The organism is Myxococcota bacterium (assembly GCA_035498015.1).
GTDB lineage: Bacteria > Myxococcota_A > UBA9160 > SZUA-336 > SZUA-336 > VGRW01.
In genome coordinates this window covers 1-22,951 of sequence record DATKAO010000154.1, presented here as the reverse complement: position 1 = coordinate 22,951, position 22,951 = coordinate 1, and the positions used below count along the sequence as shown (strand labels likewise).

Here is a 22,951-nt window from a genome sequence, read left to right as displayed (position 1 = left end):
CCATGCTAGGGCCCATCCCGGCGGAGCGCATCCTCGTGATTCGCCTCGGCGCGCTCGGCGACGTAGTGCGCACGCGCTGGGCGTTTGCCGGCGTGCGCGCGCTCTATCCCGAGGCGCGCATCGACTGGCTGGTGGAGGATCGCGCCGCCGCGGGCCTGATCGCGCTTCCGGGTCTGTCGGAGCAGGTGGTCGTGCCGCGGCGCAAGCTGCGCGCCCGCCACCCGTGGCTGGCCCTGACCAGCTTGCGCGAGCTCGCGCGCGAGCTGCGCGAGCGCCGCTACGACCTGTCGATCGACTTCCACGGCGTGTTCCGCAGCGGCTTCCTGGCCTGGGCCGCCGGCATCCCCGTGCGGGTCGGCTACGCGGCGCCGACCGCCAAGGAGTGGAGTCACTGGTTCGCGACCCAGCGCGCACCCGCGCAAAGACACGTCTCGCGCTTCGAGCGCAACGCGGCCCTGGTGCGCTTCCTGGGCGGCGAGGTTCCGGCGCGGCCGAACGTGCTGGCGCTCGACCCGGCGCTGGCCGAGAAGCTCGACCTGCCGCGCCGCTTCGCGCTGATCCACCCGGGCACGAGCCCCAAGACCACTTACAAGCGCTGGGAGGCCGAGCGCTTCGCCGCGGTGGCGCGCGGGCTGCGCGCGCGCGCCGGCATCGAGACACTCGTGGCGTTCGGCCCGGTCGCGGGGGAGCGCGAGGCGGCGCGCGCGGTGGTGGCGGCAGCGGAGGGCGCAGCGGCGCTCGCGCCCCCGACCGAGTCACTGGCCGAGCTGCTGGCGCTTTTGACGCGCGCGCGGCTGTTCATCGGCTGCGACTCGGGCCCCATGCACCTGGCGGCGCTGGCGGGAACGCCCGTGGTGGCCATCTTCGGGCCCACCGACCCGGTCGAGAACGCCCCCAGCCAGGGCGTCCCGCACCGGATCGTGCGCCACGACGTGGGCTGCAACCCCTGCCGCGAGGGCTGCCCCGCGCGCGCCTGCATGCGCGCGGTCGAGCCCGAGGGCGTGCTCGAGGCCGCTCTCGCGTTGCTCTAGCGCCGCCGGCAGGGTATCTAGGAGGCGGGGGAACCGACCGGGGCTTGGCGACTAAGTGGCCGTAGCGAAAGAGAAAATTGCGGTCGTGCTGCCGAATCACCTGGGCGACGTGGTGATGGCGACGCCCGCTCTGCGCGCGCTGCGCCGCGGCCGCCCCGAGGCCGAGATCACGGCCGTCGTGCGCGACACGCTGGTGGGCGTGCTGCGCGGCTCGCCCAACGTGGACCGGATCGTGGCCCACGAGATCTACCGGCGGCGCGGCGCGCTCGCACGGCTGCGCGAGCGGGCGCGCGTGGCGCGCGGCCTGCGCGGCACGGACACCGTGCTCGTGCTGCCCAACTCGTTCGCGGGGGCGCTCCTCGCCTTTCTGACTCGTGCACAGACACGCGTCGGCTACGCGCGCCGCGCGCGCGGGCTCCTGCTCACCCTTGCCGTGCCCGCGCCGCGCGAGAACGGCCGCTTCGCCCCGCAGGCCATGGAGCGCTACTACCTCGAGCTGGCGCGCCGGCTGGGCGCGCCCGACCTCGGCACGCAGCTCGAGCTGTTTCTCGAGCCCGAGGCCGAGCGCGAAGCTGACTCGCGCTTCGCCGCGGCCGGCCTGGGCGGCGGGCGGCCGCTCGTGTGTCTCGCGCCCGGTGCGGGCTTCGGACCGTCGAAGCTGTGGCCGCTCGAGTACGTGGCCGAGCTCGCGCGCAGCCTGCGCGGCGAGGGTGCCGACGTGGCGCTCGTGCACGGCCCGGGCGAGGGCGCGCTGGCCGACGAGATCCTGCGCCAGGCCGGCGTGCCGCTCGCGCTGCTGGGCGGCGACTCACTCTCGCTCTCGGTGCTGAAGTCGCTGCTCGCGCGCGCGCAGCTCCTGGTGTGCAACGATGCCGGCGCGAGACACATCGCCGCGGCTTTCGAGGTGCCCACGATCGTGCTCATGGGTCCGACCGCGATCGGCTACACCAACTTGAACTTGAAGCGCACCAAGCTGCTGCGCGAGCCGGTCGAGTGCTCGCCGTGTCAGCTGAAGGTCTGTCCGATCGACCACCGCTGCATGACCCGGCTCCTGCCGCAGCGCGTGCTGGCCGAGGCGCGCGCCGCGCTCTCGCAGCGCGACTGGCAGGGCTCGGTCGAGCTGGAGCTCGCGCCGTGACCGGCGAGGTGGACCTCTCGATCGTGATCGTGGCCTGGAACGTGCGCGACCTGGTGCTCGACTGTCTCGCCTCGATCCGCGAGGCCAAGCTCGGCATCACCTACGAGGTGATCGTGGTCGACAACGGCTCGGTCGACGCCACGGTCGAGTCGGTGGTGCGCCAGTTCCCCGAGACACGCGTGCTGGCGCTGCCCAAGAACATCGGCTTCGGCGCGGGCAACAACCGCGGGCTCGAAGTCATGCGCGGCCGGCACGCCGTGCTGTTGAACAGCGACACGATCGTGCTGCCGGGCGGGCTCGAGGCCTGCGTGCGCTTCCTCGACGAGCACCCCGAGGTGGGCGCGGTCGGCCCGCAGCTGCTCAACCCCGACCGCACCAAGCAGAACTGCATCCACAACTCGCCGACGCTGGTGTCCGAGATCGTCGGTCAGTCGTTCCTGCGCCGTGTCTTCCCGCGCCGCTGGCCCAGCAAGAACGTGCACTACGACGCGCCGGTCGAGGTCGAGGCGGTGCTGGGCGCGTGCCTGTTCGCGCGCCGCGAGGTGATCCAGCAGGTCGGGCTGATCGACGAGGACTACTTCTTCTTCCTGGAAGAGACCGACTGGTGTCACCGCATGCGCGCGGCCGGCTGGCGGGTGTTTCACCTGCCGGACGCGTACGTGATCCACCTGTACGGAGAGTCCACGAAGAAGAAGCTGCCGCTGCGCACGCGCATCGAGTACTACCGCAGCCGGTACATCTTCTTCCGCAAGAACCGCTCGCCCGCGGTGTACGCGGCGCTGCGCGCGATCGTGATGGCGAAGATCCTGGTCGGCAGCGTGTTCGGCGGGCGGCGGGCGGCCGAGTACCGCAAGATCCTCGCCTGGCACGGCGCCGGCGAGCCGGCGACCTCGGGGCTCGCGGCCGCGTGACTCGGCGCCGATCCAGAACGAGCATGCGTAGGAGGCCAGATTGCCGCGGCGTTCGATGACGGGCTTCGGGCGCGCGGAGAGCCAGGACGGCATCTCCGCCGAGGTGCGGGGCGTGAACTCGCGCCACCTCGAGGTGCGCGCGCGCCTGCCGCGCGAGCTGGCGGCGCTCGAGAGCGAGGTGCGCGCGCTCGCGGGCCGCCACTTCGAGCGCGGGCAGATCGAGATCAGCGTGCGCCTGCCGCGCGAAGGCGCGTTCGCGCCCCGGCTCGAGATCGACCTCGAAGCGGCGCGCGCCTACGCGCGCGCGGCCAAGGAGCTGGCGCAGGGCCTCTCGAAGCCCGAGGAGCTCGAGGTCGCGGCGCTGCTGGCGCTTCCTGGAGTGTCTCGCCTGCGCGAGCCCGAGCTCGAGGCGGAGTCACTGGCCGCGGGCATGCTGGCCACCATCGACCGCGCCTGCGCCGCCGCCGCCGAGATGCGCGCGCGCGAGGGCGAGGCGCTGGAGCGCGAGCTGCGCGGGCGGCTCGACGCGATCGAGGCGCAGTTGCGCGCGGTCGAAGCGCGCGTAGAGGTGGTGCGTGGCGGCATGCGCGAGCGGCTCGAGAAGCGGCTCTCGGCCCTGGCCCCGGCCATCGAGCTCGACCCGGGCCGGCTCGAGCAGGAGATCGTGCTGCAGATCGACCGCATGGACGTGACCGAGGAGACGGTGCGCCTGCGCAGTCACCTGGATCAGTTCCGCGAGACGCTCGACGCGCCCGGTGCGGTCGGGCGCAAGCTCGAGTTCGTGCTGCAGGAGATGGGGCGCGAGACGAACACGATCGGCTCCAAGTCGGCCGACACCGAGCTCTCGCGCGCGGTGGTCGCGCTCAAGACCGAGCAGGAGAGGCTGCGCGAGCAGGTCCTGAACGTCGAGTGAAGCTGTTGAACATCGGCTATGGCAACGTGATCGTCGCGGACCGCGTCGTGGCGGTCGTGGGCTCGTCGGCTGCGCCGATCCGGCGCCTGCGCGAAGAGGCCGGCCCGCGTGGCAAGCTGGTCGACGCGACCCAGGGCCGGAAGACGCGCTCGGTGATCATCACCGACTCCGACCACGTGGTGCTGTCGGCCGTGCAGCCGGAGACGATCGCGGCGCGGCTCACGGGGGCGGCCGACGACGAGGAGGCCCAGTGAGTCGCCGCGGCATCCCGTTCGTGGTCTCCGGCCCCTCGGGCGTGGGCAAGAGCACGATCGTGCGCCAGGTGATCGCCAACGACAGAGGCGTGGCCTTCTCGATCTCGCACACCACGCGCAGGCCGCGCGCCGGCGAGAAGGACGGCGTGGACTACTTCTTCGTCGACCGCGCCGAGTTCCAGGAGCTGATCGCCGCCGACGCGTTTCTCGAGCACGCCGAGTACCAGGGCAACCTGTACGGCACCAGCCGCGCAGCGGTCGCTCGGCCCACGGCCGAGGGCTACGATCTGATCCTCGAGGTCGAGATCCAGGGCGCGCAGCAGCTGCGCAAGCGCCTGCCCGAGGCCGTGCGCATCTTCATCGAGCCCCCCTCGTTCGAGATCCTCGAGGAGCGGCTGCGCGGGCGCAGCACCGAGACCGACGACGTCATGCGCGCGCGGCTCGAGCGCGCGCGCGAAGAGCTGGCCTACGCAGATCAGTGTCACCACCGGATCGTGAACGAGTCGATCGACGCGGCGGTCGACGAGTTCCTCGAGATCGTCCGCGAGGCGCGCAAGGAGCGCGGCTAGATGGCGCGCATCAACGAGATCGTCGAGCAGGTCCAGGGCAACGCCCCCGACGCCGACGTCTCGCTGCTCGAGCGCGCCTACGTGTACTCGGCCAAGGTGCACCAGGGGCAGATGCGGCTCTCGGGCGAGCCCTACCTGACGCACCCGCTGGCCGTGGCCGAGATCCTGGCGAACATGCGCATGGACCCGGTGACGGTGGCGGCGGGCCTGCTGCACGACACGGTCGAAGACACGCTGGCGACCGACCGCGACATCCGCAACCAGTTCGGCGACGAGGTCGGCGACCTGGTCGCGGGACTCACGAAGCTGTCGAAGATCGAGTTCCAGAGCCGCGAAGAGGCCCAGGCCGAGAACTTCCGCAAGATGCTGATCGCGATGTCGAAGGACATCCGCATCATCCTGATCAAGCTGGCCGACCGGCTGCACAACATCCGCACGCTCGACTTCATGAAGGAGGAGTCACGGCAGCGGATCGCGCGCGAGACGCTCGACATCTACGCGCCGCTCGCGCACCGGCTCGGCATCTACTGGATGAAGGAGGAGCTCGAGGACCGCGCGTTCCGCGTGCTGCACCCCGAGGTCTACCGCTCGATCGAGGAGCGCATCGCCGGCACCAAGAAGGAGCGCGAGCGCTACATCGACGACGTGCGCACGCGGCTCCAGGCCGAGCTCTCCGCGCGCGGCCTGCACTGCGAAGTCACCGGGCGGCTCAAGGAGGCCTACAGCCTCTACAAGAAGATGTCGCAGCAGAACGTGTCGATCGACCAGATCTACGACCTGATCGCGTTCCGCGTGATCGTCGACGGCACGACCACCACCTGTTACGAGACGCTCGGCATCGTGCACGGGCTGTGGAAGCCGGTCCAGGGCCGCTTCAAAGACTACATCGCGATGACCAAGCCCAACGGCTATCAGTCGATCCACACCACCGTGATCGGGCCGTTCGGCGAGCGCATGGAGGTGCAGATCCGCACGCAGGAGATGCACCGCGTGGCCGAGCTCGGCATCGCCGCGCACTGGAAGTACAAGGGCGACGGCGCCACGCGCCCCAGCGACGAGCAGAAGTTCGCCTGGCTGCGCCAGCTGCTCGAGTGGCAGCAGCAGCTCAAGGACCCCAACGAGTTTCTCGAGACCGTGCGCGTCGACCTGTTCTCGGACGAGGTCTACGTGTTCACGCCCAAGGGCGACGTGCAGGCGCTATCCGCGGGCGCGACGCCGATCGACTTCGCCTACGCGGTGCACAGCGAGGTCGGGAATCACTGCGCGGGCGCGAAGATCAACGGCCAGCTCGTGCCGCTGCGTCACAAGCTCACCAACGGCGACACGGTCGAGATCGTGACTTCGCCGCACCAGCGGCCGCGCCAGGAGTGGCTCGACATCGTGGTGACCGGCCGCGCGCGCAGCCGCATCCGGCACTTCTTGAAGTCGGAGCAGGTCGAGCGCTCGCGCGCGCTGGGCCGGGACCTCTTGCACCGCGAGCTGCACAAGCGCGGTCTGTCGTTCGAGAAGCTGGCGAAGGCGGGCGAGCTGAAGAACGTGGCCAAGGAGCTGGGCGTGCGCGACCTCGACGGCCTGCTGCAGGCCGTGGCCTACGGCAAGCACGACGCGCGCGCGGTGGCGCGCAAGATCGCCGGCGTGGGCGAGGACGAGCCCGAGCCGAAGCCGTCGCTCTTGCGGCGCGTGCTGTCGGTGGGCCGGGGCGGACCCGGTCAGGTGCGCGTGTCGGGCATGGACAACGTGCTCGTGCGCTTCGCCAAGTGTTGCTCGCCGGTGCCCGGCGAGTCGGTCGAGGGCTTCATCACGCGCGGGCGCGGGGTCACCGTGCACGCGAGTGACTGCTCGAAGATCTTCCACCTCGACCCCGACCGGCGCGTGCCGGTCACGTGGGAAGACGTGGCGGGCGCGCCGCCCGTGAACGTGAAGGTGCGCGTGGTGTCCGAGGACCGGCAGGGCTTGCTGGCCGCGGTGACCAACAAGATCAGCGCCGAGGGCGTGAACATCGACAGCGCGCAGATCTACACCGAGCCCGACGGGCGCGCGATCCAGGTGTTCGAGCTCTCGGTCAAGAACCGCAAGCATCTCGACGGCGTGCTGCGCCAGATCGCGAAGATCCGCGGGGTGGTCACGGTCGAGCGGGTGCGCGGTGAGTGACTCGCCGGCCGGCCGGCCCCCGATCTCGGGGGTCGTGATCTGCATGAACGAGGCGGACCGGATCGGCCGCTGCCTCGAGTCGCTCTCGTTCTGCGACGAGCTGGTGGTGGTCGACTCGGGCTCGAGCGACGGAACGCGCGAGGTGGCCCGGCGCTTCACCGAGCGCGTGATCGAGCAGCCGTTCCTGGGCTACGTGAAGCAGAAGAACTTCGCGCTCGAGCGCGCGACGCACGACTGGGTCGTGTGTCTCGATGCCGACGAAGCGCTCTCGCCCGAGCTGCGCGAGGCGGTGCTGGGGGCGATCTCGCGCCCGGAGCCGGCGGCCGGCTACGAGCTCGACCGCATCACGCACTATCTCGGCGTGTGGCACGACCACGGCGAGTGGTATCCCGACTGGCAGCTGCGCGTGTTCCGGCGCTCTCGCGGTCACTGGGCCGGCATGGATCCGCACGACCGCGTGGAGCTCGACGGCCCTGTGGAGAAGCTGCGCGGGCGGCTGTGGCACTGGAACTACCGCAATCTCTCGGAGCACATCCAGACCACCGACCGCTTCTCGGCGCGCATGGCGCGCTCGATGCAAGAGTCCGGCGTGCGCTTCCGGGTGAGTGACCTCTTGCTGCGGCCGCCGGGGCGCTTCTTCAAGGGCTACGTGCTGCGCCAGGGCTACCGCAACGGGCTGCCGGGGTTCATCGTCTGCGCCGCGACCGCGTACTACGTGTTCATGAAGTACGCGAAGCTGTGGGAGCTCGAGCGCGCGGCCAAGAGATGAAGATCCTCCAGCTCACGAGTGACTGGAAGTGGACCGGGCCCGCCGAGCCCATGCTGCACGCGGTGGCCGGACTGCGCGCGCGCGGGCACGAGGTCGATGTCGCGTTTCCGGCCACGCCAGCGGGTCATGCAGGTGGCCTGTCCGAGCGGGCGCGCGAGCGCGGAGTCACTCCGCTGTTCGAGCCGGCTGCGGGGCAGGGCTACTGGCCCTGGCGCGACGGGGACGAGGTGCGGCGGCTGCGGGCCCTGCTGGCCGGACGGCGCTACGACGTGGTGCACGCGACGCACGCGCGCGCGCACCTGCTGACGCGCTTCGCGCTGGGCGGTCGCCGCGAAGGCACGAAGCTCGTCGCGGGCTGGGCCCACGGTGAGCCGATCCCGCGCCGGCCCTGGAACCGCTGGCTGTACGGCCCCGCCGGATGCGACGGCGTGGCCCTCCTGAGCGGGAGGCTGGCAGAAGATGCCCGCCGGCTGGGGAGTCCGTGCGTCGGAGTGATCTCGGGCGTGGTCGACACGGCGCGGTTCGCGCCACGCCAGAGGCGAACCGACCTGCGCGAGTCACTCGGGCTCAAGCCCGAGCAGCGCGTGATCGGCCTCGTGGCCCGGCTGCAGCCGCACCGGCGCGTGGACCTGATCCTGGCGGCCCTGGCGCGGGCGCGAGCCGAGGCCCCCGACCTGAAGCTCGTGGTGGTCGGCCGCGGCACCCGCGCGCGCGAGGTGCTCGACGTCCCGGTGCAGCGGCTCGGCCTGGACACGGCCGTGGCCCGCGCCGGATACCTGCGCGGCGACGACTATCTCGACGTGCTCGCGCAGATGGACGCGCTCGTCTATCTCGTGCCCGGCTCGGACGGCTCGTGCCGCGCTGCGCTCGAGGCCATGTCCCTGGGCATTCCCGCGATCGCCTCGCGGCGCGGCGCGCTGCCGGACTTGCTCGGCGACACGGCGCTGTACGCCGGCGAGCGGGTCGACGAGCTCGCCGCCGCCTTTGCGTCCGTGGCGCGCGATCCCTCGCCCTGGCGCGCGCGCGGCGAGGCCGCGCGCCAGCGCGCGCTGAACGAGTTCGCGATCGACCGCTACGCGGCGCGCTGTGAGTCGCTGTACGAGGCCCTGCGCGCGCGCGCGACGTAGGCCCAGGCGCCCGCACACAGCAGCCCGAGCGCCCCCGTGCCCGGCTCGGCCGGATCCGCGATGTCGGTCGGGTAGGGGGGCTGGGGCAGGGCTCCCGACCCGTCGAACTGGGCACCTGTCCAGTTGGAAAGAGCTGACTCGGGGTGTAGCCTGTCGAGGTCATGTGCGGACCGGACTCACGCTCGATCGAGCCGATCTGAGTCACCTCCCAGACACGAAGGGAAAGCACATGAGTACGCAGATTCGCGCCCTCGAAGGGCGCGACGTTCCTGGCTGCGAGCGCGTGCTGCGCGCTCTACCGGCCTGGTTCGGCATCGAGGCATCGAACCGAGCCTATGTCGAAAGCCTGCGGCGCCTGCCCGCCGCGGTGGCCGAGGCCGACGGCGAGATCGTCGGCTTCATCGCCCTGGAGGCGCACAACCCACTGTCGTTCGAGATCCACGTGATGGGCGTCGAGCCTCGCCGGCACCGGCACGGCGTGGGGCGCGAGCTGGTGCGCTGGGCACGCGGCTTCGCATCGGAGCGCGGCGCCCACTGGCTGCACGTGAAGACGCGCGGCCCGCTCACTCCCGATGCCGACTACGAGAAGACGCGCGCCTTCTATCTCGCGCAGGGCTTCGAGCCGCTGTTCGAGTCATTGGCGCTCTGGGGTCCCGAGAACTCGGCGCTGGTGCTCGTCTCGCGCCTGGCCGGGGAAGGGTAGAATCGGCGCCATGACCGACCTCAAGGACATCGCCCCGAAGTTCGTCGAGCTCGCCCACCGCATCGTCTGGTGCAGCGCGGCCAGCGTCGACCCGCGCGGCCGGCCCTTCACGCGCATCCTGCACCCGATCTGGCAGTGGGACGGCGCGCGACTCGTCGGCTGGATCGCGACCGCGCCGACGCCGCTGAAGCGCGCCCATCTGGCGAAGAGCCCGAACCTCTCGCTCTCTTACTGGACTCCGACTCACGACACCGCCCAGGCCGAGTGCCGCGCGGAGCTCTTCTTCGACCTCCCGACCCGTGAGCGCGTTTGGAATTTGCTGAAGAACGGGCCCGCGCCGGTCGGCTACGACCCCGCGATCATCCCGGGCTGGACGAGCCCCGCGGTCGACGCCTTCGCCGCCCTGCGCGTCGAGCCCTGGCGCATCCGCATGCTGCCCGGCAGCGCACTGGCGACCGGGCAGGGGGGTCTCCGCTGGCGGGAGTGAGTTCGAGCATCCTCGCCGCGTTCGGGAGGTGAGCAGGCGGATGCCGGCCTCCCCTCCGATCGAGGGCCTGGACCCGGGGCTGGTGGCGGCGCTGGAGCGGCCCGAGGCTTATCCCGGCGATCCGGGCGCGGCGGATGGCATCCAGCACATCCAGACCCACCTCTCGCACGTGTTTCTCACTCGGGGGCACGCGTACAAGCTCCACAAGGCGGTGCGCTTCCCGTTTCTCGACTTCGCCACCCGCGCGGCGCGCAATGAGGACTCGCTGCGCGAGGTGCGGCTCAACCGGCGGCTCGCGCCCGAGATCTATCTGGGCGTGGCCCCGGTGGAGATCCGCGAGGGCTTCGTACGCGTCGGTGCGACCCGAGAGTCACTCGCGTCTGCTGGGGCCGAGCACTGCGTCGTCATGGTCCGTCTCAGCGAGGGCCGGGACGCGCTCTCGCTGCTCCAGCGTGGCGAGCTCGAGGCGCCTGAGGTCGATGCGATCGCGCAGCGGATCCTCGAGTTCCATCGCGCGCACGGGATGGGCGCACCGGCGCCGTGGCCTGCCGCGGAGTGGCTCGAGAGGGTCGGCGCGCCCGTGCGCGAATCGTTCTCCGAGATCGCCGAGGTCGGCCCGCTCGCCGAGCGCGCGGGCGCGGCCCTGAGACGCGCCGAGCAGTTCCTCGCGCGCCACTCCAGCCGCTTCGAGGTGCGGCGCCAGGCCGGCCGCGTCGTCGACGCGCACGGCGACCTGCACCTGCAGCACGTCTGGTTCGAGCGGCAAGGCGCCCCGCCGATCGCGATCGACTGTCTCGAGTTCCGCAGTGACTACCGCGAGATCGACGCCGCATCGGAGGTGGCATTCCTGGCCATGGACCTCGCCTACCGCGGGCGGCGCGACCTGGGCGAGCGCTTCCTGCGCCGCTACGCCGAAGCGATGGACGACTACGACCTGTACGGCGTGGTCGACTTCTTCATCGCCTATCGCGCGGCCGTGCGCGCGAAGGTCGCCGCGCTGGCATCGCGCGACGCGGCCGTCTCCAAGGCGCAGCGCGAGGCAGCCTCGGCCAGCGCCGAGCGGCACCTCACGCTGGCCGAGGCGGCGCTGGCCGAGCCCGCAGCCGGTCGGGTCGTGGCGCTGGCCGGGATCGTGGGCACGGGCAAGAGCACGGTCGCGCGCGCGTTGGCCGACGACCTCGGCGGCGTGGTCGTCACCTCGGACCGCGTGCGCAAACGCCAAGCGCGTCTCGGAGACACCGCGCGCGGACACATGGAGCTCTACACTGAACAGCGTACGGCGAACACTTACGCGGGGCTGCTCGAGCGCGCGCTGCCGGTGGTGCGTTCGGGCCGGACGGCGATCCTCGATGCGACCTACGCCCGGACCTCGCTGCGCGCCGAGCTGCTGCGCTGGGTGGCGAGCGAAGGCGTGGGGGCCTTCCTGGTCGAGACGACTTGCGCCGCACCGGTCGCGCGCGCGCGGCTCGAGGCCCGGTCGCGCGCCGGCGGCGATCCGTCCGACGCGGGCCCGGAGCTCTACGAAGCGAGCGCTCGTGGCTTCGAGTCACCGGCAGAGTGGCCGGCGGACGCGCGCGCGACCCTCGCCACCGACGCGCCGAGCTGGCGGGCCGAGGTGACCGCGCTCGCACGGCGTATCGCCGGCCGCGAGTCACGCTAGCCGCCTGAGCCGCTGCACGAGCCGCGGGCGGGTCACTCTGGCAAAGAGTCCTGGCGTATTAGGGTCACCTGCCGCGCCGCAGCTCGTCTCGCACGCGCATGAGCGCGAAGCCGAGCAGGTTCTGACCGCGCCATTGGCGCGGTGAGCGCGCATTCGGGTTGCTCTCGCCCATGCCGATGCCCCAGATCCGGTCTCGCGGGCTGGCTTCCACGATCACCGAGCCACCGGTGCCGAGGAGATACTCCCGGAGCAGGGGGTTCTGTCCGAACTTCGCGGCGTTTCCCCGGACCACGAGCTCGAAGCGCGCGGCCTCCCACCTCGCGCCGTCGAAGCCGCGTACTCTGCGGCCGAGCTGCTTCGCTTCGCGCGGCGTTCCGGCGCCGAGGATGAGCGCGAGCGCGGGCGGATCAGCGAACAGGCGCGCCTTCTCCGCCATCATGAAGTGCTCGGCCGTCGGATACGAGACAGCGTCGACCGTGAACGCGGCGGGCCACCACTGCGACAGGCAGTGTTTGCCGGGCGCGTCGCTCTTCGACGTGTGGCCCCAGAAGAACAGAAACTCCGGCCGGTGGCCGGCGTCCATGGCGTCGGCGAGGGCAGCCCGGCTGTAGTGAGAGGACATGCCGGTACTTTACTCAGTCCGGGCCGACGGCCGTAGAGAAGGGGCTCACAGTCGGAGACGCACATGAGTCCGCAGCAGCAATCGGCCAGCCCCGAGCAAGTCGCCCGGCTGCTGCCCCAGCTGCTGGCTCCGGTATTTCGCATCCGGCGCGCGGCAGATTCACTCCTATTCGCGGTCACCATGCGGGAGCCATCGGTCGGAGGGCGCTGGACCGGAGGGCTGGCGCGGGGATTCGAGCTCCTGGGCCGGGGCCGGGACGAGTTCCTGCACGCCCTGATCTCGTTCTGGGCGGGTCGCATGTCCCGCCAGTACGAAGCACGCATGTCGAATTGGGGCGCCCGGGCGCGTGCGCAAGGCGACGCGCGCTGGAGTCACGCGGCCGAGGCGAGATATCCAGTATCGGGAGACGAGCTCCGGGGTCCCGCGGAGCTCTATGGCGGGAACATCGCTCGCTGGCTCGGCGGCATCGGGCCGGCGGGAGCCGCGTGCCTCGACCAGCTCGTGACCTGTCTCGATCACCCCGAGCCGATGGTGTCCTCCTGCGCCGTGATTCCCGCGCTTGGATCGATGGGTCCGGCTGCGGTCCCGGCGGTGCCTCGGCTGCTCGAGAGGGTGCGCATGCTCGGAGTGGATAGTCAGCCCTTCCACCTGGGCATCGCGCTCGCTCGGATCCTCGCCGATGACTCCGATGCCGCAACCCGGATCACGGCCGAGATCGATCCCACCGGTCCAAGCGAAGCTTTCTACGGTCTCTGTTGGCTGCTCGAGGAGATCGCGCGCCCGAGCCCGGCAGCGAGTGACCTCATGCTCGAGAAGCTGCGCGACGCTCCGCCCGATCGTGTCTCCGGGGTGTTGTGGATCGGGAGTGGGTTGGCTCGCCGCAGCGGCAGCACGCGGTCACAGGCCTGGCGCGATCAAGCGCTCCGCCCGTGCCACGACCCGGACGACACCGTGCGGGCTGCAGCGGCCCACGCGCTGGGGCAGGTCGGTGTCCCGGAGTCCGACACGGCGCCGCTCGTCGAGCTGGCGGGCGATCCGGCGTGGAAGGTGCGCGCACAGGCGTACCGCGCGGCGAAGGAGTGGCGCGCCCCGGCCCCTGAGCTCGTGCGCGCGATGGGCAGAGACCTGCAGAGCGACGACGACGATGCGACGGAGGCCGCGCTCCAGGGGCTCGACTCACTTGGCTCGCGTGTCGCGCCCGCGCTCGATTCGATCCGTACGTGGATCGACCAGGGCGTTGCGCGGCTCGGGTCGGGCGGACCCGACGAGCGGTTCGTGTTCAGCGTACTCGGACTGATCGAGAGCCCGGGCGATGACGCGCAGCCGCTCCGGCCCTCGCTCGCACGTCTACACGAGATCCTCCGCGCGGAGCGACTCACCGCGCTCGAGGCGACGCGGCGGGACGCGGATAGCAAGCCACCTCCGCCACCCGAAGAACCCACCGACGCCGAGCTACTCGCCGAGGAGATCGGCCTGATCCTCGCGCCGCTCGTCCATGACGAGGGCGAGATGGAGCGCGCCGCGCGACTCCTGCAGCAGCTCCGTCCGTAGCGGTCACAAGATGGCTTCCGAGGCTCCGAAGCTCGCCCCGGGCGCGAGCTCCGCGTCGATCGCCTCTCGCACGGCCTGGATCGCGCCTGCGCGCAGACGTGCCTTGGTGTTTGCGTGCGGCAGGCGGTGCACTTTGTGGAGTGCCTGAGTCGCCGATTCGACCGCTGTCTCCAGCTCGGCCGCCGGCACCACCCGATCGAGAAATCCGGCGGTCACTCCCTCGGCCAGTGAGTACATCTCTCCGGTGGTCGCGCTGCGGCTCAGATACGCCGGCGCCAGGCGCTGCCGCGCCAGCTCGAGCGCGAAGCTCGGCACGGCGATGCCGATCGCGACCTCGTTCAGGCCGATCTTGAACGGCCCGTCGACGCCGATCCGCAGGTCCGAAGCCAGGAGCAGGAAGGCGCCCATCGGGAAGGCGTGGCCCTCGCATATCGCGAGCACCGGGGCAGGGAAGGACAGCAGCTTCAGCGCGAGCTCGGCGCCGGCGCGCACCATCGCCACACTCCGGCGGGCGTCGTTGGCGGCAAACACCTTGAGGTCGAAGCCGGCCGAGAAGATCCCGGGCCGGCCCGAGCGCAGCAGCACCATCGCCCCGTCGCGCGCGGCGCGCTCGAAGGCCGCGTGCAGCGCCTGCAACATCGGGAGCGACATCACGTTCACTTTGCCGTCGTCGATCGTGATCCGGGCGACGCCGGCGGTGAGCTCGTATTTGACCATGTAGACCGGTCAATATAGTTTGTCCGAGCCGGATGGCGAGTCCCGCGGCGCTGTGCGAACCAACACCCGGATGTCGGCACCACCCAAGCACCGGCGCGCGATCGTGGACGCGGCCGTCACGCTGTTCCGCCAGAAGGGCTACTCGGCGACGGGGTTGTCCGACATCGTGGAGCTGTCGGGTGCGCCGAAGGGCTCGCTCTATCACTACTTCCCGGACGGCAAGGCGCAGATCGCCGACGCCGCGGTGCGCGAGGCGGGGCGGCGCGTGGTGGCCACTGTGGAGGAGCTCGCTCTGAAGGCGAAGTCGGCCGGCGAGCTCGTGAAGGCGCACGCGCGGCTGCTCGCGAAGTGGATGTCGCAGTCCGGCTGGCGAGACGGCAGCCCGATCACCACCGTGCTGCTCGAGAACGCGCCGAGTGACCCCGAAGTGACCGCGGCGGGGCGCGAGGCGCACGCGGAGTGGCGGCGCATCCTGGCCGCGCGGCTGCTGGCCGACGGCTTCCCGGCGCGGCGCGCGGAGCGGCTGGCCGGGCTCGCGATCGCGGCGCTCGACGGCGCGCTGGTGCAGGCGCGCGTGGAGCAGAGCGGGACGCCGCTGCTCGCCGCGGCAGAAGAGCTCGACTCACTGCTGGCAGCAGGCCGGAAGGCGCCGGTTCGCAAGCGGCCGCGCCGCAGGTAGGATTCCTGATTCATACGAGGGGAAGCACCGCATGAACCGATTCGCCGTCCCGATGCTCCTGGCCCTGCTCGCGCTCGCGTGCAAGCCGTCGATGAAGTCGGCCGACTCGGCGCGGCTCCAGGACGACGACCAGCGCTCGGTCTACGCGCTCGGCGTCATGATGTCGCGCAACCTCGCGCCGTTCTCACTCAGCGACGACGAGCTCGCGCTGTTCGAGCGCGGGCTGCACGACGGCCTGGCCGGCAAGCCGCAAGTCAGCGTCGAGGAGTGGGGGCTGAAGATCCAGGAGTTCATGGCCGCTCGCGCCAAAGCGGCGGCAGCCCAGGAAGAGAGCGCGGGCGCGAGCTTCCTGGCCGCCGCGGCGGCCGAGCCGGGCGCCGTGAAGCTCGACTCGGGAGTCATCTATAAGGAGCTCACTCCCGGTACGGGCGCCACACCCGGCAACGCCGACCGCGTGAAGGTGAACTACACCGGCAAGCTGCGCGACGGAACCGTGTTCGACAGCTCGACCGAGCGCGGGCCGGCGGAGTTCGCTCTGAACGGAGTGATTCCCTGCTGGACCCAGGGCGTCGCCAAGATGCGCGTGGGCGGCAAGGCCAGGCTCACCTGTCCCCCGAGCACGGCCTACGGCGACCGAGGCGCCGGGCCGAAGATCAAGCCCGGGGCCACGCTCGCCTTCGAGGTCGAGCTGCTCGACATTCCGTCTCAGAAGTGAGCTGACTCGTGATCGAGCGGGTGATCGAGCAGCGGCGCCGCGACCTCGGGGGCTTCGAGGTCGGGCGCGTCTTGCCCTACGCGGGCGGCCAGATGGTGGGGCCGTTCATCTTCTTCGATCACATGGGGCCGGTCGACTTTCCGCGCGGCATCCCGCGCACGGTCGACGTGCGGCCGCACCCGCACATCGGCCTCTCCACGCTGACCTACCTGTTCGCGGGCGAGATCATGCACCGCGACAGCGTCGGCTCCGAGCAGCCGATCCAGCCCGGCGAAGTGAACTGGATGACCGCGGGCCGCGGCATCACTCACTCCGAGCGCTTCGAGCGCGCGCGCCGCGAGGGCGGAGCCATGCACGGCATCCAGGCCTGGGTGGCGCTGCCCGAGCGCGACGAGGAGACCGACCCCAGCTTCACGCACTACGGCGCCGACGCGCTGCCGCGCCAGGAGGCCAAGGGCCTGCGCGGCCGGCTGATCGCGGGCGAGGCGTACGGCCTGCGCGCTCCGGTCACGACTCACTCGCCGCTCTTCTACCTGCACTGGGAGCTCGACCCGGGCGCTCGCGCCGAGCTGCCCGACGAGCCCGCCGAGCGCGCCGCGTACGTGGTGACCGGCTCGGTCGAGGTCGACCAGCGCAGCTACGGCGCGGGCCAGATGCTGCTGTTCGGTGCCGGCCGTCCCGCGGCGTTGGCCGCGCTCGAGCCCTCGCTGGTCATGGCGCTGGGCGGTGAGTCGCTCGGGCGCCGCTACATCGAGTGGAACTTCGTGTCCCACTCGCGCGAGCGCATCGAAGACGCCAAGGCCGACTGGCGGGCGGGCCGCATGAAGCTCCCCGACCTCGACCAAGTGGAGTACATCCCGCTGCCGGGCGAGTGAGCTCGAGCTACTCCTGCTTGCCGCCGAGCTGTATCTGCTCCGGCGGCAGGTTCTCACCGCCATCGCGCACGACCGTGATGCGATCGCCGCGTTCGATCGTCGCCAGCGTCTCCTCGAGCGCCTTGGCCTGCGCCTCGCCGTGGAACTCGATCTCGTCGCCGGGCCGGATGCCCATGCGGGCCGCGGGGGTGTCGGGAAGCACGCCGTCGACGTGGATGCCCTGGCTCGTGACCGACGCGAACAGCCCCGCACGCCGGACGGCGGCCCAGGGCTGGCCGAGCCAGGCCAGCGGCTCGTCGTCCTCGCGCTTGAGCCACAGGCGCTTGTGCGGATAGTCGATGCGCACGTGGAAGTGACACAACAGGTCGTAGCCCAGCGCCGAATCGGACGAGCCGCCCATGTTGTACGCGCCCTTGGGCGAGAACACGATCGGCGCCGGCGCGAACTTGAACGGTCCCACGGTGAGCTCGTTGGCCTCGACCGCGTACGACTCGATCCGTCCGAGCACCCCGGCCACGTCCACCTTGCCGAGCGGCGGCTTGTCGAAGCCGGCGCGTCGCGCGCTCGCGCCCGAGAGACTCAGCACCGCTGGATCGCCGGTGTCGAGCAGGATGTCGACCTCCTTGCCCTCGAGCCCGATCTTCGCGAACGGACGGTTGCCCATCACACGCAGCGGCAGCACCGCCTCGTCCGGCGCGGCGACCGACTGGGGCACCTGCCAGCGGCTCGCGTCGATGAGCCGCACGCGGCGCTGCTTGAAGTCCAGGTCGAGCACGTACTCGCCGTAGAAGTTCCCGCCCAAGAGGCCGTACTCCCAACCGGTGCGCGATGCGGACTCGCTGGACGAGGTGTCCACCCAGAACTGCAGGTTCCGGCCCAGCCGCGTCTCCCGCTCGTACGCACGGTCTCTCGCGCTGCGCACGTTCACGCCGAGCTCGCGCGCGTAGCGCGGGGTGAGCAGGCTGCCCTCGGCACCCGTGTCGAGTATCAGCCGGAACTCCTTCTCTCCGTCGGGCGCCAGGTTCACGAAGATCCGGTTCGTCTCCTGCGCAGCGAGGAAGGGCAGGGTGCCCACGATCGCCTCGGCTGGCGGGTCGGCGGGCGCGTCGGCACGGGCGGCCAGAGCGAGACTCAGAACGACGAGGCCGAGTGTCTTGGCCACCCCGCGATTCTACACCGGTAGCTCGCTAGCTGGCGGGACTCAGCTGTAGCTTCACGAGCTTCTGGTACAGCCCGCCGCGCGCGGCCAGCTCGTCGTGAGTCCCGGTCATGCTGATCACGCCGTTCTCGAGCACGGCGATGCGGTCGGCCGACTGCACGGTCGAGAGCCGGTGGGCGATCACCAGCACCGTGCGGTGCTTCATGAGCTCGCCGATCGCGGCCTGGACGGCCTGCTCCGAGATCGCGTCGAGCGCCGAGGTCGGCTCGTCCAAGATCAGGATCTGCGGATCGCGCAGCATCGCGCGCGCCACGGTGATGCGCTGGCGCTGGCCGCCGGAGAGCTGGCCGCCCAGCTCGCCCACGGGCGTGTCGTAGCCCTGCGGCAGCTTCTCGATGAACTCGTGCGCGTTCGCGGCGCGCGCCGCGGCCTCGACCTCGCTGTGACTCGCCTCGGGCCGGCCGAAGCGGATGTTCTCGAGGATGGTCGCGTCGAACAGGAACGCCTCCTGAGTCACCACGGCGCACATCTCGCGAATCGACCTGCGCGAGAGCTTGCGCGCGTCGATGCCGTCGAACTCGATCGTGCCCGACTCGGGGTCGTGGAAGCGCAGCACCAGGTCGGCCACCGTGGTCTTGCCCGAGCCGGTCGGTCCCACCAGCGCCAGGGTCTTGCCCGCCGGGATCTCGAGGTCCAGTCCCTTCAGCACCTCTTCGCGGCCGTAGTGGAACACCACGTCGCGGAAGCGGATGCCCTGGTCGAGCCGCGCGTGGTGCAGCGCGTCGGGCGGGTCGAGCAGCTCCTCTTCGGCGTCGATCACCTCGAAGATGCGCTCGGCCGAGGGCGCGGTCTCGTGCACCTGGTTCCAGAGCTGCGTCAGCGCCTTCATCGGCCGGTAGAGACTGCCGGTCACGAACGCGAAGCCGATCAGCCGGCCCAGGGTGAGTCCCCAGAAGTCGCCGATCACCGCCCAGATGCCGAGCACCACCACGCCGACCATGACCCCCTGGGTCACGAACTCGACCAGCGAGCGCGAGAACACGCGGTTGCGCACCACGCGCAGCGAACGGCGGAAGTAGCGCAGGATCTCGTCGTCGAAGCTCTTGCGCTCGGTCTCCTCGGCGCCGAAGGCCTTGATCAGCTTGATGCCGGAGAGGATCTGCACGAAGCGCTGCATGACTTCGCTGATCTGCTCCTGGCGCCGGCGGCTGGCCTTGCGGATGCGCTGGCCGAAGGCCGACAGCACGAACGCGACCGGCGGACCGATGCACAGCAAGAGCAGCGCGAGCGGCCACGAGAGCAACGCCGCGCCCACGACCGACATGACCACCACGCCCACGTCTTCCAGCACGTCGCCCAGGATTTGTGACTGGAGCCGGTTCGCGACCGCGGTGTCGTTGGTGAGTCGCGAGATCGCGTCGCCGCGCGTGTCTCGCTGGTGTCTCCCGAGCGGCAGCCGCAGGAGCTTCGCCGCCAGGTCGCGCTGCAGGTCGACCAGCAGCCGCGACATGAGCCACTCCGAGGCGTAGTCACGCACCAGCCGCACGATCGGCATGAACACCACGAGCGCGAGACCCGACAGGAACACGCGCAAGAGGTTCTTGCGCACCCGATGCTTGAGCTGCCTGCGCTCCTTGACCAGCTGCTCGGGGTTGGTGGTGTCGATCGTGGGGTGCTCGAGCATCTGGCCGATCGACTCGGCGCGCGCGTTCTGCAGCGCCACGTCGTCGACCAGTCCGCGCAGGATGAACGCGCGGCCCGTGACTCCGCCGCCGTAGAGCATCGAGAACAGGATCACGAGCCCCACGAGCCAGGCGTAGGGGCGCGCGTAGAGCAGGAGCCGCCGGATCGGACGCGTCGGGGCCGGTGAGTCGGGCACGGCCGCCTAGGCGACCTTCGTGACCTTCCCCGAGCGAATGCACTGCGTGCAGACCCGCAGCTTCCGCACCCGACCGGAGACGTTCGCGCGGACGCTCTTCAGGTTCGGCAGAAAGCGCCGGCGCGACTTGTTGTTCGCGTGGCTCACGTTGTTGCCCGAGGAGGGCTTCTTTCCGCAGAACGCGCACGCGTACGCCATGGCGATTCCCCTGGGGGCTTCAGTTCCCGGGGGGCCTTGTACCAAAAGCCCCGAGCCCTGTCATGGCAATCCGCGCTTTGCCCCGAGGCGCTCGGCGAGGCGAAGCGCCGCCTGCCGCGCGAGCAGGAGCTCGCCCTCGAAGCCCAGCCCGGGAGCGAGCTCCGGGCCCACGGCGTAGACGGGGGGCTTGGTGCGGACCGCGGATTCGCTGCGCGGCGAAAGGAAGCGGTGGTCGGCGGCGTCCCGGTCCCAGCGCGGGGCGGCGCCCAGGTCGACGGGCACCAGGCCGTCGTCCGGGAAGGGATTGAGCGCGCCCAGCGGCTGGTCGGGTGGAAGGCTGGCCGCACCCGGTCCGGCCACGAGCAGCCACTCGACCCCTTCCTGAACCGGGTCGGCGTGGCGCGCGATCCAGTGCAGGGCGTCCGGGGCGCCGGGCGCGACGACGGCGCGCGCGCCGAGCCCCACGGGCAGGGCATCGGGCTCGGCGCGGAACAGCCGCACGGGCACGTCGACGGGCGGGGTGCGCGGGGCGAGCCAGCGCGGCGCGGTGCCCGCCGCGGTCGAGACGCGGCGCAAGAGCTCGAGCGGCGCCGCCAGCACCACCCCGCGCGCGAACAGCCGCCCGCGCGGCAGCTCGACGCCCAGCTCGCCGCGCTCGGTCACCAGCGCGAACTCACCCGCGGCGCGGATCTCGCCGTGCAGCGTGAGGAAGCGGCGGCGGAACAGGTCGAGGAAGGGCGAGCCCGCGTCGGGCATGAAGAAGCCGCCCTCGCGCGTGCCGCGCAGCAGCATCGCGGCGTCGCGGCCCGGCGAGCTCTCGGGAGTGAGTCGCGACAGCGCCGCGAGCAGCGCATTCACCACCGGCGCGAGCCCGTCGGGCACGGGCCCGAGGCTCTGGTCGATGCCGCCGTTGCGGCCGGCGCGGGTGAGCAGGCGCTGCACGAGGGGCGCGCCCGCGTCGCCGCCCTCGCCCTCGACGAGCCGCGCGCGCAGCTCGTCGCCGCGCGCGTCGATCGCCTCGAAGAAGGCCTGCGCCGCCGCCGGGTCGCACACCTGGAACGCGTCGAGCTCGCGCGCGAAGTCGCGCCGGCCCGCGTGCACGTCGAGCCGGGCGTTCGGCAGCAGCACCTGCACGGCCACGGAGCGCTGCGCGACGCGGCGCTGCTCGATCAACGGCAGCGCCAGCTCGCGGAACACGCGGTGCGCGGGGCCTTCGATCTCGAGCCCCGAGAGCGCAAACGGCTCGCGCAGGAGCGGCGGCCGCTTCGCGAGACAGTCCTCCTCGATCAGCACGGTGCGCAGCCCCGCGCGCGCCAGGTAGGTCGCGGCGACCAGGCCGCCGAGCGAGCTCCCGACGACGAGGACGTCCGAGCGCAGCGTGGTCATCGGCCGTTCTCACCCCCAAGGCCAGTTCCGCCAAACATTGTAATTCCCCGGAGCGCCTCGCACTCTAGGTTCGTGCGTCCGGGCGAAACGGCGATCAGCGTAGTGATCCCGACCCTGAACGAGCAAACCCGGATCGAGGGCGCCCTGGCTTCCGCAGCGGCGCCGGGTGTCGAGCGGATCGTGGTCGACGGCGGCTCGACGGACGGCACCGCAGAGCTCGCGCGGCGGGCGGGGGCCGAGCGCGTGATCGAGTCACCGCCCGGCCGCGCCCGCCAGATGGACGCCGGCTGGCGCGCGGCGCGCGGGGCGGCTGTGCTCTTCCTCCACGCCGACACGCGCTTGGCCGCGGGATGGCAAGCAGCTCTCGAAGGCGCGCTGGCAGACCCGGGCGTGGCCGGCGGCGCGTTCGAGCTGCGCTTCGAAGGGCCGGGGCTGGCGCTGCGGGTGCTGGAGTGGGGCGCGCGGGCGCGTGCGCGCCTGGGCGGGCTCCCGTACGGTGACCAGGCGCTGTTCGTGCGCCGGCGTCTCCTCGAGGCCGCCGGCGGCATCGCTCCTGTACCGATCTTCGAGGACCTCGACCTGGTGCGAACGATCCAGCGAAACGGCCGGCTCGCGCTCCTGCCCGTGTGGGTGCTGACCTCGGCGCGCCGCTACCAGCGAAACGGCGTGCTGCGGCAGTGGCTGCGGAACCAGGTGGCGCTCACGGGCTATCTCTTGCGGCTCCCGCGCGAGAGCGTGGCCGCCTGGTACCGGGGGCGGCCGGCGGCGTGACTCCCTCGGGCATCGTCACGCTGACCAGCGACTTCGGCACCGCCGACGGCTACGCCGGCGCGCTGAAGGGAGCGGTGCTCGAGCGGCTGCCAGGCGCGCGCCTGGTCGACCTGTCGCACGAGCTCGCGCCGGGCGACGTGACCGCCGCGAGTCACCTGCTGGCCCGCGCCGCGCCGCTCTTCCCGCCCGGCACGGTGCACGTGGCGGTGGTCGACCCGGGCGTGGGGACCGCGCGCCGCGGGCTCGCGCTGCGCGCCGGGCCACAACTCTTCGTGGGCCCCGACAACGGGATCTTCGGCGGCGCGCTCGAGGCGCTGGCCGAGACGCCTGTCATTCACGTGCTCGAGAACCGCAGTCTCTGGCGAGCCAGCGTCTCGCCGGTGTTTCACGGCCGCGACGTATTCGGACCCGTCGCCGGCTTCCTCGCGAGCGGCGGCGAGCTCGCCAGCGTCGGTCCGGCCATTTCCGCGGCAGAGCTCGTCCGCCTGTCCGCTCCCGTGCCGTCTCCCGTCGCCGGCGGCCTGCGCGGCGAGGTCGTCCACGTCGACCGCTTCGGGAACCTGGTGACGAACCTGCGCGCGCCCGACGCTGCGCCCGCGTCGCTGGAGGTCGCGGGCCACACGCTCCCGCTGTCGCGCACTTACGGTGACGTCGCGCCTGGCCGGCTCGTCGCCGTCGTGGGCTCG

Annotated in this window: 24 protein-coding genes; 18 read left to right on the top strand and 6 right to left on the bottom strand. The window is 71.6% G+C overall.

Translation table 11 applies throughout. The features are described 5' to 3' along the window. The first annotated feature begins 2 nt into the window (after positions 1-2). The 12 genes from VMR86_14050 to VMR86_13995 all read left to right on the top strand — a co-directional run bounded on the left by VMR86_14050 (position 3) and on the right by VMR86_13995 (position 11,713). Positions 3-1,031, top strand: a complete 1,029-nt coding sequence (locus tag VMR86_14050; protein HTO08168.1) for a glycosyltransferase family 9 protein — start codon at positions 3-5, stop codon at positions 1,029-1,031. A gap of 55 nt (positions 1,032-1,086) precedes the next feature. Then, positions 1,087-2,169 carry a lipopolysaccharide heptosyltransferase II gene (gene waaF / locus VMR86_14045; GenBank protein HTO08167.1) on the top strand — a complete coding sequence of 361 codons (1,083 nt, stop codon included), beginning with the start codon at positions 1,087-1,089 and terminating at the stop codon, positions 2,167-2,169. Further along, positions 2,166-3,080, top strand: a complete 915-nt coding sequence (locus tag VMR86_14040; protein HTO08166.1) for a glycosyltransferase family 2 protein — start codon at positions 2,166-2,168, stop codon at positions 3,078-3,080. The genes waaF and VMR86_14040 overlap by 4 nt, the downstream gene beginning before the upstream one ends. A gap of 40 nt (positions 3,081-3,120) precedes the next feature. Further along, a complete protein-coding gene (locus VMR86_14035; GenBank protein HTO08165.1) occupies positions 3,121-3,993 on the top strand; it encodes a YicC/YloC family endoribonuclease in 873 nt (290 codons plus the stop codon). Then, positions 3,990-4,247: a DUF370 domain-containing protein gene (locus tag VMR86_14030; protein ID HTO08164.1), complete on the top strand. Its 258-nt coding sequence runs from the start codon at positions 3,990-3,992 to the stop codon at positions 4,245-4,247. The genes VMR86_14035 and VMR86_14030 overlap by 4 nt, the downstream gene beginning before the upstream one ends. After that, a complete protein-coding gene (gene gmk, locus VMR86_14025) occupies positions 4,244-4,816 on the top strand; it encodes a guanylate kinase (GenBank protein HTO08163.1) in 573 nt (190 codons plus the stop codon). Before VMR86_14030 ends, gmk begins: the two co-directional genes overlap by 4 nt. Further along, positions 4,817-6,967, top strand: a complete 2,151-nt coding sequence (locus VMR86_14020) for a bifunctional (p)ppGpp synthetase/guanosine-3',5'-bis(diphosphate) 3'-pyrophosphohydrolase (GenBank protein ID HTO08162.1) — start codon at positions 4,817-4,819, stop codon at positions 6,965-6,967. Next, positions 6,960-7,736, top strand: a complete 777-nt coding sequence (locus VMR86_14015) for a glycosyltransferase family 2 protein (GenBank protein ID HTO08161.1) — start codon at positions 6,960-6,962, stop codon at positions 7,734-7,736. The genes VMR86_14020 and VMR86_14015 overlap by 8 nt, the downstream gene beginning before the upstream one ends. Continuing rightward, positions 7,733-8,863 (top strand): glycosyltransferase family 4 protein, encoded by a 1,131-nt coding sequence (locus VMR86_14010; GenBank protein HTO08160.1) that lies wholly within the window; start codon positions 7,733-7,735, stop codon positions 8,861-8,863. Before VMR86_14015 ends, VMR86_14010 begins: the two co-directional genes overlap by 4 nt. Positions 8,864-9,092: 229 nt before the next feature. Then, positions 9,093-9,566, top strand: coding sequence for a GNAT family N-acetyltransferase (locus VMR86_14005; protein ID HTO08159.1), 474 nt, complete (start codon positions 9,093-9,095; stop codon positions 9,564-9,566). A gap of 10 nt (positions 9,567-9,576) precedes the next feature. After that, the gene (locus VMR86_14000; protein HTO08158.1) at positions 9,577-10,053 is read left to right on the top strand and encodes a pyridoxamine 5'-phosphate oxidase family protein; all 477 of its coding nucleotides are present in this window, start codon (positions 9,577-9,579) and stop codon (positions 10,051-10,053) included. A gap of 40 nt (positions 10,054-10,093) precedes the next feature. Continuing rightward, positions 10,094-11,713: an AAA family ATPase gene (locus tag VMR86_13995; GenBank protein ID HTO08157.1), complete on the top strand. Its 1,620-nt coding sequence runs from the start codon at positions 10,094-10,096 to the stop codon at positions 11,711-11,713. 64 nt (positions 11,714-11,777) lie between these two features. Here the strand turns inward: VMR86_13995 and VMR86_13990 are convergent, their stop codons facing one another. Beyond that, entirely contained in the window at positions 11,778-12,335 is a 558-nt protein-coding gene (locus VMR86_13990) for an NADAR family protein (protein ID HTO08156.1), read from the bottom strand. 63 nt (positions 12,336-12,398) lie between these two features. On the opposite strand from VMR86_13990, the gene VMR86_13985 reads away from it, so the two are divergent. After that, positions 12,399-13,886 carry a HEAT repeat domain-containing protein gene (locus VMR86_13985; GenBank protein HTO08155.1) on the top strand — a complete coding sequence of 496 codons (1,488 nt, stop codon included), beginning with the start codon at positions 12,399-12,401 and terminating at the stop codon, positions 13,884-13,886. 3 nt (positions 13,887-13,889) lie between these two features. Here the strand turns inward: VMR86_13985 and VMR86_13980 are convergent, their stop codons facing one another. Continuing rightward, on the bottom strand, positions 13,890-14,603 hold the full coding sequence (locus tag VMR86_13980) for a crotonase/enoyl-CoA hydratase family protein (protein HTO08154.1): 714 nt from the start codon (positions 14,601-14,603) through the stop codon (positions 13,890-13,892). 70 nt (positions 14,604-14,673) lie between these two features. On the opposite strand from VMR86_13980, the gene VMR86_13975 reads away from it, so the two are divergent. The 3 genes from VMR86_13975 to VMR86_13965 are packed head-to-tail and all read left to right on the top strand — an operon-like array spanning position 14,674 to position 16,872. Then, entirely contained in the window at positions 14,674-15,282 is a 609-nt protein-coding gene (locus VMR86_13975) for a TetR/AcrR family transcriptional regulator (protein ID HTO08153.1), read from the top strand. Positions 15,283-15,313: 31 nt separating this feature from the next. Next, a complete protein-coding gene (locus VMR86_13970; GenBank protein HTO08152.1) occupies positions 15,314-15,997 on the top strand; it encodes an FKBP-type peptidyl-prolyl cis-trans isomerase in 684 nt (227 codons plus the stop codon). Between the two features lie 8 nt (positions 15,998-16,005). Continuing rightward, positions 16,006-16,872: a pirin family protein gene (locus VMR86_13965; GenBank protein ID HTO08151.1), complete on the top strand. Its 867-nt coding sequence runs from the start codon at positions 16,006-16,008 to the stop codon at positions 16,870-16,872. Positions 16,873-16,879: 7 nt separating this feature from the next. Here the strand turns inward: VMR86_13965 and VMR86_13960 are convergent, their stop codons facing one another. From VMR86_13960 to VMR86_13945, 4 genes are read right to left on the bottom strand one after another with little or no spacing between them, the layout of a single operon-like run. Further along, positions 16,880-18,034: an aspartyl protease family protein gene (locus VMR86_13960; protein ID HTO08150.1), complete on the bottom strand. Its 1,155-nt coding sequence runs from the start codon at positions 18,032-18,034 to the stop codon at positions 16,880-16,882. A 25-nt stretch (positions 18,035-18,059) separates the two neighbouring features. After that, a complete protein-coding gene (locus VMR86_13955) occupies positions 18,060-19,910 on the bottom strand; it encodes an ABC transporter ATP-binding protein (GenBank protein ID HTO08149.1) in 1,851 nt (616 codons plus the stop codon). A gap of 6 nt (positions 19,911-19,916) precedes the next feature. Continuing rightward, the gene (rpmB, locus tag VMR86_13950; GenBank protein ID HTO08148.1) at positions 19,917-20,108 is read right to left on the bottom strand and encodes a 50S ribosomal protein L28; all 192 of its coding nucleotides are present in this window, start codon (positions 20,106-20,108) and stop codon (positions 19,917-19,919) included. A 60-nt stretch (positions 20,109-20,168) separates the two neighbouring features. Beyond that, positions 20,169-21,494 (bottom strand): FAD-dependent oxidoreductase, encoded by a 1,326-nt coding sequence (locus VMR86_13945; protein HTO08147.1) that lies wholly within the window; start codon positions 21,492-21,494, stop codon positions 20,169-20,171. A gap of 102 nt (positions 21,495-21,596) precedes the next feature. On the opposite strand from VMR86_13945, the gene VMR86_13940 reads away from it, so the two are divergent. Both VMR86_13940 and VMR86_13935 read left to right on the top strand, forming a co-directional pair. After that, the gene (locus tag VMR86_13940) at positions 21,597-22,265 is read left to right on the top strand and encodes a TIGR04283 family arsenosugar biosynthesis glycosyltransferase (GenBank protein ID HTO08146.1); all 669 of its coding nucleotides are present in this window, start codon (positions 21,597-21,599) and stop codon (positions 22,263-22,265) included. Further along, positions 22,262-22,951: SAM-dependent chlorinase/fluorinase (locus tag VMR86_13935; protein ID HTO08145.1), on the top strand; the 690-nt coding region annotated here is incomplete at its 3' end. The genes VMR86_13940 and VMR86_13935, both read left to right, overlap by 4 nt.